This is a genomic window from Pseudomonas sp. KCJK9111, assembly GCF_046231935.1.
Lineage (GTDB): Bacteria > Pseudomonadota > Gammaproteobacteria > Pseudomonadales > Pseudomonadaceae > Aquipseudomonas > Aquipseudomonas parafulva_B.
Genome location: NZ_JBJJMO010000018.1, coordinates 12554 through 28844 on the forward strand (window position 1 = coordinate 12554; position 16291 = coordinate 28844).

Below are 16291 nucleotides of genomic sequence, written 5' to 3' on the forward strand. Positions count from 1 at the left end.
GATTACAAGGACACTGCCATGACCCGCTCCTCCCTGCGTCTGACCACCCTGTGCGCCGGCCTGCTGCTATCGGCCAGCGCCTTTGCCCTGTCGCTTGGCGACCTCAGCCAGAAGGACGCCACCGGTGGCCTGAAAGACGCACTGACCCAAGGCGCGCAACTGGCCGTCAAGCAGCTAAGCACGCCGGGCGGCTTCAGCAACAACCCGGACGTGCGTATCGAGCTGCCCGGCAACCTGGGCAAGGCAGCCAAGGCCATGAAAATGTTCGGCAAAGGCGAGCAGGTGGACGCGCTCGAAGCCGGCATGAACAAGGCCGCCGAAGCGGCTGTGCCGCAGGCCCAGGCCATTCTCGTCAACGCCGTGAGAAACATGACCGTGACCGATGCCAAGGGCATCCTTGGCGGCGGTCAGGATTCGGCGACCCAGTACCTGAACAAAAGCAGCCGTGAGCAGATCCGTGCCAAATTCCTGCCGATCGTCAAGCAAGCGACCGACCAGGTCGGCGTGGCCCAGCAGTACAACGCCTTTGCCGCACAGGCCAAAGGCCTGGGGCTGATCAAGAATGACGCCAACATCGAAAGCTACGTGACGGAAAAGGCCATGGACGGTTTGTTCGAGATGATCGCCAAACAGGAGCAGAGCATTCGGCAGAACCCTGCCCAGGCCGCCACGAGCCTGGCCAAGAAAGTGTTTGGCGCACTCTGATCGCACCCTGCAAGGGGCTCCTTCGTGAAGTGCGCCCCTTTTACATCGAAGCATCAAAGCCGCTAGTCGCTCTCCCTGACCTTGAACCAAGCGGCATACAACGCTGGGAGAAACAACAGGGTCAGGGCGGTAGCGACGATCAGCCCGCCCATGATCGCCACGGCCATTGGCCCGTAGAACACGCTGCGCGACAACGGGATCATGGCCAGCACAGCCGCCAAGGCGGTCAGCACGATGGGCCGGAAACGGCGCACGGTGGCTTCGACAATGGCTTGCCAGCGCCCCAGCCCAGAGGCGATATCCTGCTCGATCTGGTCCACCAGAATGACCGAATTGCGCATGATCATGCCTGCCAGGGCGATGGTCCCCAGCATGGCGACGAACCCGAACGGCTGGTTGAACACCAGCAGGAACAGGGTCACGCCAATCAGGCCCAGCGGCGCCGTCATAAAGACCATGATCGTGCGCGAGAAACTGCGCAGCTGAATCATCAGTAGGCTCAACACGACCACGATGAACAAGGGCATGCCGGCATTCACCGATTTCTGCCCGCGCTCGGCATCTTCCACCGTGCCGCCCACCTCCAGCAGGTAGCCATCGGGCAACTTGGCCCGGATGCCCTGCAAGGTAGGCTGTACCTGCTCGACCACCGTGGCCGGCTGCACCTTGTCATAGATATCGGCGCGCACGGTCACCGTCGGCAAACGATCGCGGTGCCAGATGATGCCTTCCTCGAAGCCGTAGGCCAGCGTGGCCACCTGTGACAGGGCCACGCTACGCCCGTTGTCCGTGGGCAGCGACAAGCTTGCAAGCTGACTCAGGTCGTTGCGTTCCTGTGAGGTGCCTCGCAGCAGGATTTCGATCAGTTCATCGTCTTCTCGGTACTGGCTGACCGCGGTGCCCGTCAGCGAGCTTTGCAGGAAACTGGACAACTGGCGGGTGCTGACGCCCAGGGCGCGGGCGCGGTCCTGATCGATTTCCACGAACACGGCCTTGCTGGGTTCTTCCCAGTCCAGGTGCACGTTGACCACATGGGGGTTCTCCCGCACCTTTTCTGCCACTTCCCGGGCCAGGGCGCGGGCCTGTTCGATATGCTCGCCTGTCACCCGAAACTGCACGGGGTAGCCCACCGGTGGACCGTTCTCCAGCCGAGTGATGCGCGCGCGCAGATCAGGGAACTGCTGCTCGACCGTGTTGATCAACCAACTGCGCAAGTTTTCGCGTGCCTGCATGGAGTCGGCCAGCACCACGAATTGGGCGAAGCTGGCTGCAGGCAGTTGCTGATCCAGGGGCAGATAAAAGCGCGGCGACCCTGAGCCGACATAGGCGACATAGTTGACGATGCCCTGTTGCTGCTTGAGCAACTGCTCCAGTTGCCGGACTTTCTCGCCCGTGTTGACCAGCGATGCGCCTTCGGCAAGTTTAAGGTCGACCATCAGCTCAGGACGCCCAGAGGCCGGGAAGAACTGCTGCGGCACGAAGCGAAACAGGAACACGCTGCCCACGAACGCGGCGATGGTCAGCACGATGACGGTCTTGCGGCGCCGTACGCACCATGTCACCACGCGGCGCACGCGCTGGTAGAAGGGCGTGGCATACGGGTCCGGTGCAGCGCCGCCGTTAGCGTGGCGAGCGGCGTGTCGCTTGGCCAGGTCCGGCAGCAACCGCTCGCCCAGGTAGGGTACGAAAAGCACGGCGGCCACCCAGGAGGTGAGCAACGCAATGGTCACCACCTGGAAGATCGAACGTGTGTACTCGCCGGTGCTGGAGGCAGCCGTGGCAATGGGCAGAAACCCAGCTGCAGTGATCAGGGTGCCGGTCAGCATGGGGAAGGCCGTGCTGGTCCAGGCATAGCTTGCCGCTTTGAGGCGGTCGAAGCCCTGTTCCATCTTGATCGCCATCATCTCCACGGCAATGATGGCGTCATCGACCAGCAACCCCAGGGCGAGCACCAGCGCACCCAGCGAGATCTTGTGCAGGCCGATGCCAAAGTAGTACATGGCGGCGAAGGTCATGGCCAGCACCAGGGGGATGGCCAGGGCTACCACCAACCCCGTGCGCAGGCCTAGCGAAAAGAAACTGACCAACAGGACGATCACCAGTGCCTCGCACAGCACCTGGACGAATTCACCAACCCCTGCCTTCACCGCAGCGGGCTGGTCAGACACCTTGTGCAGCGACATGCCGGCCGGCAAGCCGCGGGCCAGGCGCTCGAATTCCGTTTCCAGGGCCTTGCCCAAGGTCAGGATGTCACCCCCGTCCCTCATCGACACCGCCAGGCCGATGGCGTCTTCGCCCATGAAGCGCATCCGTGGCGCAGGCGGATCGTTGTAGCCCCGGTACACGTGCGCCACGTCGCCCAGGCGAAACGTGCGCTCCCCCACGCGCAGCGGCAACTGGCGAATTTGCTCGACACTGTCGAACCGCCCACTCACCCGCAGTTGCACACGCTCGCTGGGCGTTTCGAAGAACCCGGCCGTGCTTACCGCATTCTGCTCCTGCAACGCCTGCTGCACCGCCTGCAAGGGGATGCCTAGGGTGGCCAGCTTGACGTTGGACAGCTCGATCCAGATCTTCTCGTCCTGCAAACCGATCAGCTCGACCTTGCCCACATCCTTGACCCGCTGCAGCTGGATCTGAATACGGTCTGCATAGTCCTTGAGCACCGCGTAGTCGAAACCCGGCCCTGTCAGCGCATAGATGTTGCCGAACGTGGTGCCGAATTCATCGTTGAAGAACGGGCCCTGCACCTCGGGCGGGAGGGTGTGGCGGATGTCGGCGACCTTCTTGCGTATCTGGTACCACAATGTCGGGATATCGGCTGAGTGCAAGGAATCGCGGGCCATGAAGGTCACCTGCGATTCACCGGGGCGCGAGAACGAGACGATCTTTTCGTACTCGCCGGTTTCCATGAGCTTTTTCTCGATGCGCTCTGTGACCTGGCGCGACACTTCCTCAGCGGTGGCCCCGGGCCATAAGGTGCGGATGACCATGGCCTTGAAGGTGAAGGGCGGGTCTTCGCTCTGACCCAGCTTGGTGTAGGACAGCGCACCAACGCCTGCGAGCACTATCATCAGGAACAGCACGATCTGGCGGTTGCGCAGCGCCCAGGCAGAGAGGTTGAAACCCATCGTGAGTTACTCCTTGCCCGTCAGGACGACGGCACGGTTGGCGCGGTCCACGGGTCGCACCTGCTGGCCTTCGCGCAGTACATGGCCGCCGGCTGCCACCACCCAGTCGTCAGCCGTAAGCCCCGCCAGCACAGGCACGCTGTCAGTACCGTAGGCGCCAAGCTGCACCGTGACCCGCTGCACACGGTGCTCGCCAGTGACCCGCCAGACGTACGCCTGGCCGGCTTCAGCCGTGACGGCCGACAGGGGAACCGACAGCGCCGCCTGACCTGGATGGGCGATGAACACCCTGGCGCTCTGACCCAGGGTCGCCGGCACGTCGGCGGAGGTAAAGGCAACCCGAGCCGCGTAGGTTCTGGAGCGAGGATCAGCGGCCGGCGACAGCTCGCGGATCCGCCCTTCGAAGCGCTGCCCCGGGTGCGACCACAGCTCCACGGTGACAGGCTGGCCCACGGCGAAGCGGGCGTATTGCTGCTCGGGAACGGCGATGGCCACTTCGCGCTCGCCGTCAGCTGCCAAGGTGAGTACCGTCTGCCCCGCAGCGACGACTTGGCCGACTTCAACCTGGCGCCTGGCTATCACCCCTGCCTGGGGCGCACGCAACACCGCGTAGTCCGCCTGGTTGCCGGCCACGTCGAACTCAGCCTTGGCCTGCTTGAGCCGAGCGATTCCAGCGCGGTAGAGGTTTTCGGCGTTGTCGTACTGCGAGTGGCTGATCATCTGCTTGTCGAGCAGTTTCTGGTAACGGTCACGCTCGGTGCGCACCAGCGCCAGGTTGGCCTCGGCACCGGCTACTTGCGCGCGGTTAGCCTCCAACTGAAGGCGCACATCCTGCGGGTCCAGTTCGGCCAGCGGCTGGTTGAGCTTGACCCGTTGCCCTTCTTCGACAAGCCGCTTGCTGACCTTGCCACCGATGCGAAAAGCCAGTTCCGGTTCCAGTCGCGCCCTGACCTCACCTGGGTAATTATCCGCCACCGCCTCGGCTGGCTGCGGCTGAACCACCAATGCGGGGCGGACCACCGCAGGTGAGGCGGGTTTCTGATTACACGCTGTGAGCATCAAGAAGACCATGGGCAGGGCAAGGCTGAGGGCACGGTGCAACATCGGGAATCCCTTCGCAAAATGCTGATCGAATATTTGAACTGGCCGGTATAGTAAGTCAGCCGTCAGAGGGCGGGAAGAGTGTCCCGAGTTTTTTTGGAGCGTTTTCACGGTATTGCGGTCAAGGACAGCGAGCCCAGCTCTAGCCGTATAAGATAGGCAACCTTCAAGGTAGATGCAGATCCCAATGCCCAATGACGTCTCCAGCGGCCCAGGCCGCCCAAAGGACCTTGCCAAGCGCCAGGCCATTCTCGAAGCAGCCAAGTCGTTGTTTCTGAGCTTGGGTTACGCAAGCACCAGCATGGATGCGGTCGCTGCGGCGGCAGGTGTTTCAAAGCTCACCGTGTACAACCACTTCACCGACAAGCAGACCTTGTTCTGCTCGGCGGTCATGGCCACCTGCCAGATCCAGCTGCCTGACCTGTTGTTCGAGTACCCCGAAGGTGTACCGGTAGAAGAGGTACTGCTGACCATTGCCCGTGGTTTCCAGGCACTGATCAGCAGTGACGAAGCGGTCAAGCTCAGCCGCCTGATCATGGCCCAAGGCAGCCAGGACCCCAGCTTTGGCGAGTATTTCTACGAAGCCGGGCCCAAGCGTGTGCTGGCCGGAATGGAAGCGCTGCTGCATGCGGCCCATGAGCGCGGGCTACTGCGCATAGACAACCCGCTGCGTGCGGCGGAGCACTTCTTTTGCCTGGTCAAGGGGGCGCCGGATTACCGGTTGTTGCTGGGGTGCGCAGCGCCGCTGGAGGGGGACGAGGCCGAGGCGCATGTACGCGAGGTGGTGGGGGTATTCTTGCGGGCATTCAAACCCTGAGGCGTAAACGGGCCTTTGTGTGCGGCCTTGTGTCGCGAAAAGGCCGTAGAGCGGCCCCAGCAATACTCGCGACAACGCTGGAATCACGGGCTGCCTTGCAGCCCTTTCGCGACACAAAGCCGCTCCTGCGCGAACCAAGCTCGCCAATTGGCCAGAGCCTGTTTAACAAACACGCCCATGACTACCTGGCATTATTGCCAGTGGTCAACCCTGAAATTCTTCAACAAGCTCGTATCGTCTACGACTATGAGCACACCCCCATGAAAACGCAAACACTGAAGATCTTTTACAAAGGCAATAAGCTTTCGACGTTGTATACAGGCATTAATCACCTGACGGTGCTCAGCGCCAATAACCAGAATCTATGCGAAACGACAAGCCTACCTTCGCAAGCGAGCCTCCTGGCTACAGACGCACAATCGTCAACCGTCAACGTTGTCTCAGAAAGCCAGACGACCATTGACTATGGCCCCTATGGCAATGATAGTAGCCCGCCTGACAATCCCTTGTTATCTCGATTCACAGGCCAGAGTTGGTTACCCGCCGCCATAGGCTACTTGCTGGGTAATGGTCACCGCCTGTTCAATCCAGAGCTGATGCGCTTTTACAGTGTGGACAGCTTGTCACCATTTGGAAATGGGGGAATCAATGCTTACGCCTACTGCAGCAATGACCCGGTTAACCGGTCGGACCCAAGTGGCCGATATAGTTCGTTCTTCAAGTGGCGAAAAGGCGGATACTCGTATCAGAAGCTTTCACCCAAGCTATACACCCCCAACTCAAGCTTGTCCGCTAACGAACACATCGCGCTCGGCAAATCGCTAAAGAAACGCCTATCAGGTGCAAGTACTATGCTGGGTGATGCGACCTCTCGAGGGCGCGTAGAGAATATCCAGTACGCAAATCATATTATCGAGAGGCTTGATAAAGAAAAAATACTATACGACATGTATTCGGCTTTACGCTCGTCAAACTGGCGATATACGCGGAACGAGGTGGACGTCAGCAGGGCTCTGGTACCTGACTCCCAAACCCCGCCTCCAGGTCCAAGTCCGAGTTCAAGTCCAAGTCGCCGACCTTCCGTCGACTCCCAAGTTAGTCTCGCATTCTATGAGGAAAACGAGGATGCAATTATGGATGCACTACGGGAAGATCTCCGCAGACTTCGGGAATGATCACACTGGCCGATACATTTCCTTTTAAGCTTTCAACGCTTTCTTGGGGTAAATGTCATACCGACTCGACTTGCCCTCCAGGCTATGGCTCGGCTTCGGCCCGTCGATGATCGGTGCCTTGCGCGGGCGCTTCACCACCACCCGGTGGCTGGCCAGCGCCAGGGCAGCTTCAAGCAGGGCCGGGGCATCCAGGTCATCACCCACCAAGGGCCGGAACACGCGCATTTCCTTTTTCACCAGAGCGCTCTTGTCGCGGTGCGGGAACATCGGGTCGAGGTAGATGACCTGTGGTGCCTCGCCTTCCCAGGCGCGCATACGCTCGATGGCGTTGCCGGTCAGCAAGCGCATGCGCCCGACAATCGGGCCCACCTCTTCATCCGCACGGGCACGCGCCAGGCCATCCTCCAGCAACGCGGCAATCAGCGGCTGGCGCTCGATCAGGGTCATCTGGCAACCCAGACTGGCCAGCACGAACGCATCCTTGCCCAGCCCCGCCGTGGCATCCAGCACCTGCGGCCGTATGCCTTGGGCGATGCCCACCGCCTTGGCGATCATCTGCCCGTTGCCACCGCCAAACTGGCGCCGGTGCGCGGCCTGGCCTTCGACGAAGTCGACCCGCACCGGCCCTGGTGCGTGTGGGCCCAGTTGCTGGATCTGCAAGCCGTCAGCGCCGATCTGCACGGCGAAGCCGGCACTCTCGTCCTGTAGCGGCAGGCCTAGGCGTTCAGCCCAACCCTTGGCCTGCTCCGCATACTCAGCCGACATCGCCTCGACCCTGATACCCGCGCCTTGCTCTTCCATCGTCTACACCTAAAAATCAAACCAAGCCTTAATGAATCAGCAGCCACGGCCGATACAGGCAATATCCCGCTATTCTGCCAGAGCACAACGCGCGCGACTGCCATGTCAGAAATTCTTCCTATCGGCTTGACCTACCTGTCGCCTGTCGACAACTACAGTCAGCACAATACCCAGGCACTGGGGGGCGTCAGCCACCTGTGGCAGGATTTCTTCGCCCGGGCAATGGCCGAGCAGCCTGAAACGCCCGTCGACAGCGTCAGCCAGTCATTCGTGCAGTACGACCGGGACAGCGGAGAACCTGTTGGCGGCGCGCGTGCCTTGGCGCTGATCGACGCCCAACGCGCCTGCCCGGTGCAAGACACGGTGGTCGCGCCGCCCGAGCCGTTGTTCCTGCCCAAGGCCGAACTGGAGGCCAGCCTGCTGCCGCCTGCCCCTGAGCCGTTCGGCGCGCTGGAAATGATCGAGCAGCAGCGTCAGCTCGATATCGACAACAGTTGGGTTCGGCCCGTGGTCGCCCGCCAGGGCCAACCGGTCGCCGAGCCGGGTCCCGGCCCTGCGCCACGGCCGCTGTTCCTGCCGATCGCCGAATTCGACATCACCCTGCTGGACCCGGCCCCCGAACCGTTCGATGAGCCGACCCTGGCACGCCAGCAGCACGACCTGGCCTTCGACATGCACTGGGCGCGCCCCGTGGTGTTGAACAATGTGCGCGCCTACGCCTGAGGCTAACGGCACACCTGCCAACGGCCCATGTCCACGTGAAAGTGATCGCGGTGCGCGGCGTTGTAATCCGGGCCCAGAACCGTGCTGAAGTGCTCGCACGCCGCCTGACGTACCTCACGCAGGAACACCGCCTTGTCCCCGCTCCCCTGCCAGTCGCGCGCCAGAACGATACGTTGACCGTCGCGCAGACGAAAACCGGCAATGTCCAGGGCGTTGGCGCTGGCATGCTGGCTCAAGCGCCCTGCCTTGCGGTTGTAGACGTTGCGGCAGGCAAAGCTGCCCAGGTGATCGACCTGCACCACCGGCTGGCCCAACACGCGCTGAGCCACCGGCTGCAGGCCGTGGCGCTCGAACAAGGCGTAGGCGACCGCTAGCGGGCAACTGGCCAGGAAACTGCTGCTCAGGCGGGCCTGGCCACCCTCGATACGCCAGACATTGCTCAGCGGGCACTTGGCCGAAGCGGGGCTGTCAGCCTGCGCCCGGTAGCGCAGTTGACTGCTCTGAAGCGCCTGCTGGCAGAGCGCCGGGTCGTCGCGCAAGCGCTTGAGCTTGAAGCCAGTGAGCCAGTTGGGCGGCTGGCTGACGTCCAAAGGGGCCAGCGGGTTCCACTGCGCAGGCGGGCGCCAGCCCAGGTGCCACGCCTGGCCGGCCGCCAGCACCAGTACGCCCAGAAGCGCCAGAACGACCTTCATCCGCGACGGAACAGGTCGTTGAGCTGGTCGAACGGCAAGGCCTCTTCGGCGTAGCCGAAAGTACCCTGTTCACGGATTTCCTGCGCTGCACGCTGCAAGGCGCCAAAGGCCACACGCGCCATTGACGAACCCACGCTGATGCGCCGTACACCCAGGTCCTGAAGCTGGTTGACGCACAACGGCACCCCCGCCATGCCCATCAGCACGTTCACCGGGCGCGGGGCCAGCGCCTGCACCACTGCCCGCACTTCCTCGGCCGTACGCAGGCCAGGGGCGTAGAGCACGTCGGCGCCCGCCTCGGCGAACGCTTGCAGGCGCTCGATGGTGTCGTCCAGGTCCTGGCGACCGTGCAGCAGGTTTTCCGCGCGCGCGCACAACGTGAAGGGAAACGGCAGGCTGCGCGCCGCCTGCACGGCAGCACGGACACGCTCCACCGCAAGGCCCCGGTCATAGATGGGTGAGGCGGCGCGGCCACTGGCGTCCTCGATGGAGCCACCGACCAGCCCCGCCTCTGCAGCGCGCAGGATGGCCTGGGCGCAATCCTCGGGCGAATCCCCGAAGCCGTTCTCAAGGTCCGCAGCGACCGGCAACGCGGTGGCGTCGACGATTTCGCCTGCGTTGTCCAGCACGTCATCGAGGCTCAGCGCCCCTTCGGCATCCGGCTGCCCCAGGCTGAAGGCAAGCCCGGCGCTGGTGCTGGCCAAGGCCTCGAAACCCAGGCTGGCCAGCAGCTTGGCTGAACCGGCGTCCCAGGGGTTGGGCATGACGAAGACACCATCGCGTTGATGCAAGGCCTTGAAGGCTTCGGCTCGCAGGGTTTGCACATCCATGATCAAGCACTCCGGCAGTCGTGAAGAAATCAAAGTAAACCCAGCTGTTCGACATCCGGCGCTCGCGGCAATTCCGGCAGTGCGGCCAGGCCGGGCAGGCGCTGCATGAGCCGCTGGTGGAAACGCTGAGCCAACGCGGCCGCCAGGCGATTGTCAGCCGTATGCAAGAAGATGTACGGGCTGCGCCCCTCCTCGATCCATGCGGCCAGCTTGTCTACCCAAGGGGTCAGGAAGGGTTCGTTGTATTCAAGCGCCGGATGGCCGATGAAGCGCACCTGCGGATGCTGACTGAAAGCAGCTGGTCGTGGTGGAACATTGGGTTTCTTGGACTGGGCGTGCACGATGGCAGGGTCCGAGGAGGTGCAGCTGAACAGCGCCCGGGGGTCGAGGCATACCCGCTCGACGCCCAACTCGGCCAGCAGTCGGTTGAGCGCGCGCTCTTCCTCGCCCTTGGCGAAGAACGTCGGGTGGCGCACTTCCACTGCCACGCTCACGCCTACCTGCTGCAGGAACTGGCGCAGCTCTTCCAGTCGCCCCGGCCCGTACGAAGCGGGCAACTGCAGCCAGTAAGGAGACACGCGTGCCCCGAGCGGCGCCATCAGGCGAATGAAGTCAAAGGCAGGTTCAAGATGGTCGCGCAGGTCGCCGCCGTGGCTGATGTCGCGGGGGAACTTGGCCGTGAAGCGAAAATGCGCCGGCATCGTTGCCGCCCACCGGGCCACCGTGGCAGGTGATGGCCTGGCATAGAACGTCGTGTTGCCTTCGACGGCATTGAATACCTGGCTGTACAGCCCAAGCATCTGCGCGGCGCTGGCGTCGGCAGGGTACAGGTACTCACGCCAGGCGTTTTCGCTCCACGACGGGCAACCAATGAAATAGGGGATGGACGGCAGGCTCATCCGTCAAATGTACAGGTCGAGCCCCAGTACTTCCATGTCCCAGTCAGTAAAGCCTGCTGTGCTCAGGTAACTGGCAAGGGCCGAGGCGGTGCGCCGGTCACGGGCGCGGGGGAACACCATGTCTTGCTGACGGGCTGGCAGCGTGCTGGCACGGCGACGAGCAGCAGGCTCCTGAGGTGCCATGGCAGCCTCTTCTACCAGTTCGACATCATCGGCCACGTCGTCATGCACGGCTGCCTTGCGCGGCGTGCGCTTGATCGGAAAGGACTGTGATGAGAAACCGTCGACACGCATGGCAGGGCATCCGGAACCAATGATGGCAATTTAGCAGCATTGATGGCCCGCCGCTAACGCTCTATTGAGAACTTGACCACACTTTGTGCAAAAGGTTGTAGCACTATCGAGAGCGCCCGACGAACAGCCTCACTGTTTTTTGGGCGTGGCCACGTTGTCACGCAGGTAAATCGGCTGGGCCTGCTCAGCTGCGATGGCGTCACCCCGGTCCCAGGCAAAGCGGGCCAGGCTCAGTACATCAAGGGCGCTGGGCAAGGCAGAGGGGTCGCTTGCGCCAACAGTGACCGCCAGGCGCTCGGCATAGCCCCAGCCTGTGCCTGCCCCAAACCAGGGTCCTTGTGCCCCGGCTGGCAGCGCCACGCGTTCAGGTGGCAGTACCGCTTCATCGCCTTGCAGACGCATTTCCCCCGCTACGGCCTGGTAGCAGCCCCAGTACACCTCGTCCATACGCGCGTCGATGGCGGCGGCCACTTGCTGGGCACCCTGTTGACGCAATGCGCCCTGGGCCAGCGCGGCGAGGTTGGACACCGGCAATACGGGCCGCTCCAGGGCGAAAGCCAGCCCTTGTACCACGCCGATGGCAATGCGCACGCCAGTGAACGCACCCGGGCCACGGCCGAACGCAATGGCATCGACCGTGCCCAAGGCGACGCCGGACTCGGCCAGCAGCTGCTTGATCATCGGCAGCAACTTCTGGGCATGCATGCGCGGGATCACTTCGTAGTGGCTGGTTACCTCGCCGTTATGCAGCAGTGCAACGGAACAGGCTTCGGTAGCGGTATCCAGGGCCAACAAGGTGGTCATCGAACAGGTATCCAGGTGTGAGTGGAAAAAAGCGGGAGTATAGAGCAGCGGCGCCTTCGTGTCCCAAAGGCCCGCCGTGTGGGCCGCCAGGGATACCACAGCATCGCACGAGGCCAAAAACGACGACGGCCCGCAAGCGGGCCGTCGTTCAATGACAACGTGCCGATCAGCTCAGCGCGGCCAGCACCTTGGCAGTGATCGCCTCAACCGAGCCCACACCTTCGATGTGGCTGTACTTGGGCTTGCCACCGTTGGCAGCCGACAGCTTCTGGTAGAAGTCCACCAGTGGCTTGGTCTGGCTGTGGTAGACCGACAGGCGATGGCGAACGGTTTCTTCCTTGTCGTCATCGCGCTGGATCAGGTCTTCGCCGGTGGCATCGTCCTTGCCTTCGACCTTCGGCGGGTTGTACTGGATATGGTAGGTACGGCCCGAGGCCAGGTGCACACGGCGGCCTGCCATGCGGCCAACGATCTCTTCGTCGTCCACGGCGATCTCGACCACGGCATCGATATCCACGCCTGCAGCGACCATGGCCTCTGCCTGCGGGATAGTGCGCGGGAAACCGTCGAACAGGCAACCGTTGGCGCAATCAGGCTGGGCGATGCGCTCTTTGACCAGGCTGATGATCAACTCGTCGGAGACCAGCTGGCCGGCATCCATGACTTTTTTCAGCTCAAGGCCCAGGGGCGTGCCGGCCTTGACCGCAGCACGCAGCATGTCACCGGTGGAGATCTGTGGAATACCGAACTTTTCGGTGATGAACTTTGCCTGAGTACCTTTACCGGCCCCGGGAGCTCCCAGCAGAATTACGCGCATCTTGTGCTCCTCAAATTTTTGTATGCAATTCAATGGATTCGGCAACCAGGGCCAAGTCCGGAAATTCGGTATGACCATGAATCGGTCAGAAGGCTGCTCAAGATACACAGCGCCTGCCAGCCCGACAAGCGTCCCAAAGTTGCATGAATGCACCACTTCAGGTCGAGCGGGCAAGTAGTTGCGCCCAGCGCAACCCCCGTACCGTAGCTGTTCGGTGCCCCCCTGCGCCGTTCTGGAGCAGCCCTGCCCCCTCCCCTCAACCGGTGTTGCGCAGCCCTGCGGCAATACCGGCGATGGTCACCAGCAATGCCTGCTCCAGCGGGCTGTCCAGAGCGGCCTGGCGGTTACGCGAACGGGCCAGCAGTTCTGCCTGTAGCCGATGCAGCGGGTCCAGGTAAGTGTTGCGCAGGCGGATGAATTCCAGCGTTTCAGGGCTATGCGCCAGTAGCACCTGCTGCCCAGTCAGGTTCAGCACCACCTGGCACGACTGCGACAATAGGTCGCGCAGTTGCGCACCTAAAGGCAGCAGGTGCGGTTGCACCAGACTTTGGTCGTAGGCCTCTGCAATTTGTGCATCGGCTTTGGCCAGGACCATCTCCAGCATGTCGATGCGCGTGCGGAAAAACGGCCACTGCTCGCGCATCTGCGCAAGCAACGGGCCCTGCCCGGCGGCCAGCGCATTGTTCAGTGCCGTTTCCCAACCCAGCCAGGCTGGCAGCATCAGTCGGGTCTGGGTCCAGCCGAAAATCCAGGGGATGGCGCGCAGGCTTTCGATACCGCCGGCACGTCGCTTGGCCGGGCGACTGCCCAACGGCAGGCGCCCCAACTCCTGCTCGGGGGTCGACTGGCGGAAGTACTCGACGAAATCCGGGTGCTCACGCACCACGTCGCGGTACGCCTTGACCCCATCGGCAGCCATCTGGTCCATGAGGTCGCGCCAGGCCGGCTGCGGGGGCGGCGGTGGCAGCAGTGTGGCTTCAAGCACGGCGGCCAGGTAGAGGTTGAGGTTCTGCTCGGCTATGCCGGGCAAGCCGAATTTGAAGCGGATCATCTCCCCTTGTTCGGTGGTGCGGAATCGCCCCGCCACCGAACCCGGAGGTTGCGACAAAATGGCGGCGTGAGCCGGGCCGCCGCCGCGCCCCACCGTACCGCCTCGGCCATGGAACAACAGCAACTCGACCTGGTGCTCGGCGCAAATGCGCACCAGGCTTTCCTGCGCGCGGTATTGGGCCCAGGCAGCGGCCGTGGTGCCCGCATCCTTGGCCGAGTCGGAGTAGCCGATCATGACCTCCTGAGGGCCGTGCAGCCCGGCGCGATAACTAGGCAGCGCCAACAGCCGCTGCATCACAGGGCCCGCGTTATCCAGGTCGGCCAGGGTTTCGAACAGCGGCACCACCCGCATCGGGCGGGCCAGGCCGGTCTCCTTGAGCAGCAATTGCACCGCCAGCACGTCCGATGCCGCACCTGCCATTGAAATCACATACGAGCCCAGCGAGGCGCCTGGCGCAGCGGCGATTTCCCGGCAGGTGGCCAGAACCTCGGCCGTCTCGTCCTGAGGCTCGAAGTGGGCTGGCAGCAGTGGCCTGCGGTTGGCCAGCTCCTGTTGCAAGAAGCCGATACGCTGTTCCTCATCCCAATCGGCATACCGGCCCATGCCCAGGTACTCGGTGATTTCGCTCAACGCATCACGGTGGCGCGCGGCATCCTGGCGCACGTCCAGCCTGACCAGGAACAGGCCGAAGGTCACGGCCCGGCGCAGGCAGTCCAGCAGCGGGCCATCGGCAATGATGCCCATGCCGCAGTCATGCAGCGACTGGTGACACAACTGCAACGGTGCAACCAGCTCGCGGTTGTCCACCAGCACGTCAGGCCCAGGCGGTACGCTGGCAGACAGAGCCGAATGCGCCCAACTGCGTGTTGCCCGCAAGCGGTCGCGCAGTTGCTTGAGCAACGCACGGTAAGGCTCCGGACTGTCGCCCACGTGCTCGCGCAAGGCAGCACTGGCCTGTTGCATGGAAAGTTCTGCCGCCAGTGCATCGATGTCGCGCAGGAACAGGTCCGCTGCCATCCAGCGCGCCAGCAGCAGGACTTCTCGGGTGACCTTGGCGGTGACATTGGGGTTGCCGTCCCGGTCGCCGCCCATCCACGAAGCGAAGCGGATGGGGGCTGCCGTCAGTGGCAGACGCTGGCCGGTCGCCTCGTGCAAGGCATGATCGACTTTGCGCAGGTGGTTGGGGATGGCCTGCCACAACGAGTGCTCGATCACGGCGAAGCCCCACTTGGCCTCATCCACGGGCGTCGGGCGTGTACGGCGGATCTCTTCGGTATGCCAGGCCTCGGCAATGAGACGGCGCAAGCGCTCGCGGATTTGCGCGGTTTCAGCAGGCGTCAGGTCGCGATGATCCTGGGCGGCCAGCTGGGCGGCGATGGCGTCGTACTTCTGGATCAGGGTACGTCGCGAGACTTCGGTAGGGTGCGCGGTGAGCACCAGCTGGATATCCAGGTCAGCCAGCTGCTGCGCCAGGGCCTGATCGTCATGGCCGGCCTGCTTGAGGCGGGCCAGCAGCTCAGGCAGCACGCGCGCCTCGAAAGGCTCGGGCTGATCGGCATCGCGACGCCGTATCAGCTGGTATTGCTCGGCCATGTTGGCCAGGTTGAGGAACTGGTTGAACGCCCTGGCCACCGGCAACAGCTCATCATCATCCAGGTCACCCAGGGTCGAGCTGAGCTCTTCGCCTGCGCTGCGTCGATCAGCTTTCGCACTGTGGCGAATGTCCTCGATCTTCTGCAAAAACTCATCGCCATATTGATGACGAACAGTCTCGCCGAGCAACTCTCCCAGCACATGGACATCTTCACGCAGACGCACATCGATATCGGTCATTGGCCCTCTCCGTGGCGCAGCTCGAGCGCCTGGCATGCCTTGTTAGGCTCATCGCGCCGCCTGTAAGGCCGCGACCTTGTGCCAGAGTGCCAAGAGCAAGGCGGCGATGGCAAGCCATGCGGACCCAAAGCAAACTAATGTTGATGGTCACCACTCTCATGCCTTGCATGCCCTAGCAGGCGCCAACAGAGGTCATCATGAAAATTCGTGAACTCGCCCAGCACTGGGAACAGAACGCGGCCGGCACCCTCAGCCGTACCGAACATGTGTTGCACCTTGATCTGGAGTCCGAAGCGCGCCTGGCGGCGCTCATCGACATGTACCCCAAGCGTACCGCCGAAGCGCTGCTTGGCGAATTGGTCGGAGCCGCGCTGGAGGAGCTGGAGGCAAGCTTCCCCTACGTGCAGGGGCATCAGGTCATCGCCACAGATGAGGAAGGCGATCCCTTGTACGAAGATGTAGGTCCCACACCCCGCTTTCTCGCCCTTTCACGGCAGCACCTGCATGCGCTGAATGAGCCTGAGAACGATGAGAAATGATCTTCGCTCGGCCACAATTTCGGTTGCAGATCAGGACTAAAACCGCTTGAGCAGGCAAAAGTTCCGCTGGATTGCAGCT

Annotated in this window: 15 protein-coding genes; 5 read left to right on the forward strand and 10 right to left on the reverse strand. The window is 62.8% G+C overall.

Going from position 1 to position 16291, the window contains the following annotated elements:
• The first annotated feature begins 18 nt into the window (after positions 1–18).
• Positions 19–705, forward strand: coding sequence for a DUF4197 domain-containing protein (locus ACK59L_RS09080; RefSeq protein ID WP_058603734.1), 687 nt, complete (start codon positions 19–21; stop codon positions 703–705).
• A 62-nt stretch (positions 706–767) separates the two neighbouring features.
• Here ACK59L_RS09080 and ACK59L_RS09085 read toward each other — a convergent pair whose 3' ends face one another.
• Positions 768–3836 (reverse strand): efflux RND transporter permease subunit, encoded by a 3069-nt coding sequence (locus ACK59L_RS09085; RefSeq protein WP_409273116.1) that lies wholly within the window; start codon positions 3834–3836, stop codon positions 768–770.
• Between the two features lie 6 nt (positions 3837–3842).
• A complete protein-coding gene (locus ACK59L_RS09090) occupies positions 3843–4940 on the reverse strand; it encodes an efflux RND transporter periplasmic adaptor subunit (protein ID WP_409273118.1) in 1098 nt (365 codons plus the stop codon).
• A gap of 172 nt (positions 4941–5112) precedes the next feature.
• Between ACK59L_RS09090 and ACK59L_RS09095 the strand changes: the two genes are divergently transcribed.
• Positions 5113–5754 carry a TetR/AcrR family transcriptional regulator C-terminal domain-containing protein gene (locus tag ACK59L_RS09095; RefSeq protein ID WP_409273120.1) on the forward strand — a complete coding sequence of 214 codons (642 nt, stop codon included), beginning with the start codon at positions 5113–5115 and terminating at the stop codon, positions 5752–5754.
• Positions 5755–5849: 95 nt separating this feature from the next.
• On the forward strand, positions 5850–6929 hold the full coding sequence (locus ACK59L_RS09100) for an RHS repeat-associated core domain-containing protein (protein WP_409273122.1): 1080 nt from the start codon (positions 5850–5852) through the stop codon (positions 6927–6929).
• A gap of 24 nt (positions 6930–6953) precedes the next feature.
• On the opposite strand, the gene ACK59L_RS09105 is transcribed toward ACK59L_RS09100, so the two are convergent.
• Entirely contained in the window at positions 6954–7730 is a 777-nt protein-coding gene (locus tag ACK59L_RS09105; RefSeq protein WP_409273124.1) for a class I SAM-dependent methyltransferase, read from the reverse strand.
• Positions 7731–7832: 102 nt separating this feature from the next.
• Between ACK59L_RS09105 and ACK59L_RS09110 the strand changes: the two genes are divergently transcribed.
• Positions 7833–8453, forward strand: a complete 621-nt coding sequence (locus ACK59L_RS09110) for an energy transducer TonB (protein ID WP_409273126.1) — start codon at positions 7833–7835, stop codon at positions 8451–8453.
• A gap of 2 nt (positions 8454–8455) precedes the next feature.
• Here the strand turns inward: ACK59L_RS09110 and ACK59L_RS09115 are convergent, their stop codons facing one another.
• The 7 genes from ACK59L_RS09115 to ppc form a co-directional block, all read right to left on the reverse strand.
• Complete coding sequence (locus ACK59L_RS09115) at positions 8456–9145, reverse strand: extensin family protein (RefSeq protein WP_409273128.1); 690 nt, start codon at positions 9143–9145, stop codon at positions 8456–8458.
• Entirely contained in the window at positions 9142–9975 is an 834-nt protein-coding gene (locus ACK59L_RS09120; protein ID WP_409273130.1) for an oxaloacetate decarboxylase, read from the reverse strand. The genes ACK59L_RS09115 and ACK59L_RS09120 overlap by 4 nt, the downstream gene beginning before the upstream one ends.
• A gap of 29 nt (positions 9976–10004) precedes the next feature.
• Entirely contained in the window at positions 10005–10874 is an 870-nt protein-coding gene (locus ACK59L_RS09125; protein WP_409273132.1) for a DUF72 domain-containing protein, read from the reverse strand.
• A gap of 3 nt (positions 10875–10877) precedes the next feature.
• Positions 10878–11168 (reverse strand): hypothetical protein, encoded by a 291-nt coding sequence (locus tag ACK59L_RS09130; RefSeq protein WP_058639542.1) that lies wholly within the window; start codon positions 11166–11168, stop codon positions 10878–10880.
• A 129-nt stretch (positions 11169–11297) separates the two neighbouring features.
• Positions 11298–11972, reverse strand: coding sequence for a tRNA (adenosine(37)-N6)-threonylcarbamoyltransferase complex dimerization subunit type 1 TsaB (gene tsaB, locus ACK59L_RS09135; RefSeq protein WP_196136916.1), 675 nt, complete (start codon positions 11970–11972; stop codon positions 11298–11300).
• A 166-nt stretch (positions 11973–12138) separates the two neighbouring features.
• Entirely contained in the window at positions 12139–12789 is a 651-nt protein-coding gene (gene adk / locus ACK59L_RS09140) for an adenylate kinase (RefSeq protein ID WP_058603745.1), read from the reverse strand.
• A gap of 256 nt (positions 12790–13045) precedes the next feature.
• The gene (gene ppc / locus ACK59L_RS09145; RefSeq protein ID WP_409273135.1) at positions 13046–15673 is read right to left on the reverse strand and encodes a phosphoenolpyruvate carboxylase; all 2628 of its coding nucleotides are present in this window, start codon (positions 15671–15673) and stop codon (positions 13046–13048) included.
• 197 nt (positions 15674–15870) lie between these two features.
• Between ppc and ACK59L_RS09150 the strand changes: the two genes are divergently transcribed.
• On the forward strand, positions 15871–16212 hold the full coding sequence (locus tag ACK59L_RS09150; protein WP_100852116.1) for a pilin assembly protein: 342 nt from the start codon (positions 15871–15873) through the stop codon (positions 16210–16212).
• Positions 16213–16291: the final 79 nt, after the last annotated feature.

Excerpts from the sequence above, each read along its gene's own strand:
- ACK59L_RS09080 (WP_058603734.1), top strand. The coding sequence starts at position 19 with ATGACCCGCTCCTCCCTGCGTCTGACCACCCTGTGCGCCGGCCTGCTG.
- ACK59L_RS09085 (WP_409273116.1), bottom strand. The coding sequence starts at position 3,836 with ATGGGTTTCAACCTCTCTGCCTGGGCGCTGCGCAACCGCCAGATCGTG.
- ACK59L_RS09090 (WP_409273118.1), bottom strand. The coding sequence starts at position 4,940 with ATGTTGCACCGTGCCCTCAGCCTTGCCCTGCCCATGGTCTTCTTGATG.
- ACK59L_RS09095 (WP_409273120.1), top strand. The coding sequence starts at position 5,113 with ATGCAGATCCCAATGCCCAATGACGTCTCCAGCGGCCCAGGCCGCCCA.
- ACK59L_RS09105 (WP_409273124.1), bottom strand. The coding sequence starts at position 7,730 with ATGGAAGAGCAAGGCGCGGGTATCAGGGTCGAGGCGATGTCGGCTGAG.
- ACK59L_RS09110 (WP_409273126.1), top strand. The coding sequence starts at position 7,833 with ATGTCAGAAATTCTTCCTATCGGCTTGACCTACCTGTCGCCTGTCGAC.
- ACK59L_RS09115 (WP_409273128.1), bottom strand. The coding sequence starts at position 9,145 with ATGAAGGTCGTTCTGGCGCTTCTGGGCGTACTGGTGCTGGCGGCCGGC.
- ACK59L_RS09120 (WP_409273130.1), bottom strand. The coding sequence starts at position 9,975 with ATGGATGTGCAAACCCTGCGAGCCGAAGCCTTCAAGGCCTTGCATCAA.
- ACK59L_RS09125 (WP_409273132.1), bottom strand. The coding sequence starts at position 10,874 with ATGAGCCTGCCGTCCATCCCCTATTTCATTGGTTGCCCGTCGTGGAGC.
- ACK59L_RS09130 (WP_058639542.1), bottom strand. The coding sequence starts at position 11,168 with ATGCGTGTCGACGGTTTCTCATCACAGTCCTTTCCGATCAAGCGCACG.
- tsaB (WP_196136916.1), bottom strand. The coding sequence starts at position 11,972 with ATGACCACCTTGTTGGCCCTGGATACCGCTACCGAAGCCTGTTCCGTT.
- adk (WP_058603745.1), bottom strand. The coding sequence starts at position 12,789 with ATGCGCGTAATTCTGCTGGGAGCTCCCGGGGCCGGTAAAGGTACTCAG.
- ppc (WP_409273135.1), bottom strand. The coding sequence starts at position 15,673 with ATGACCGATATCGATGTGCGTCTGCGTGAAGATGTCCATGTGCTGGGA.
- ACK59L_RS09150 (WP_100852116.1), top strand. The coding sequence starts at position 15,871 with ATGAAAATTCGTGAACTCGCCCAGCACTGGGAACAGAACGCGGCCGGC.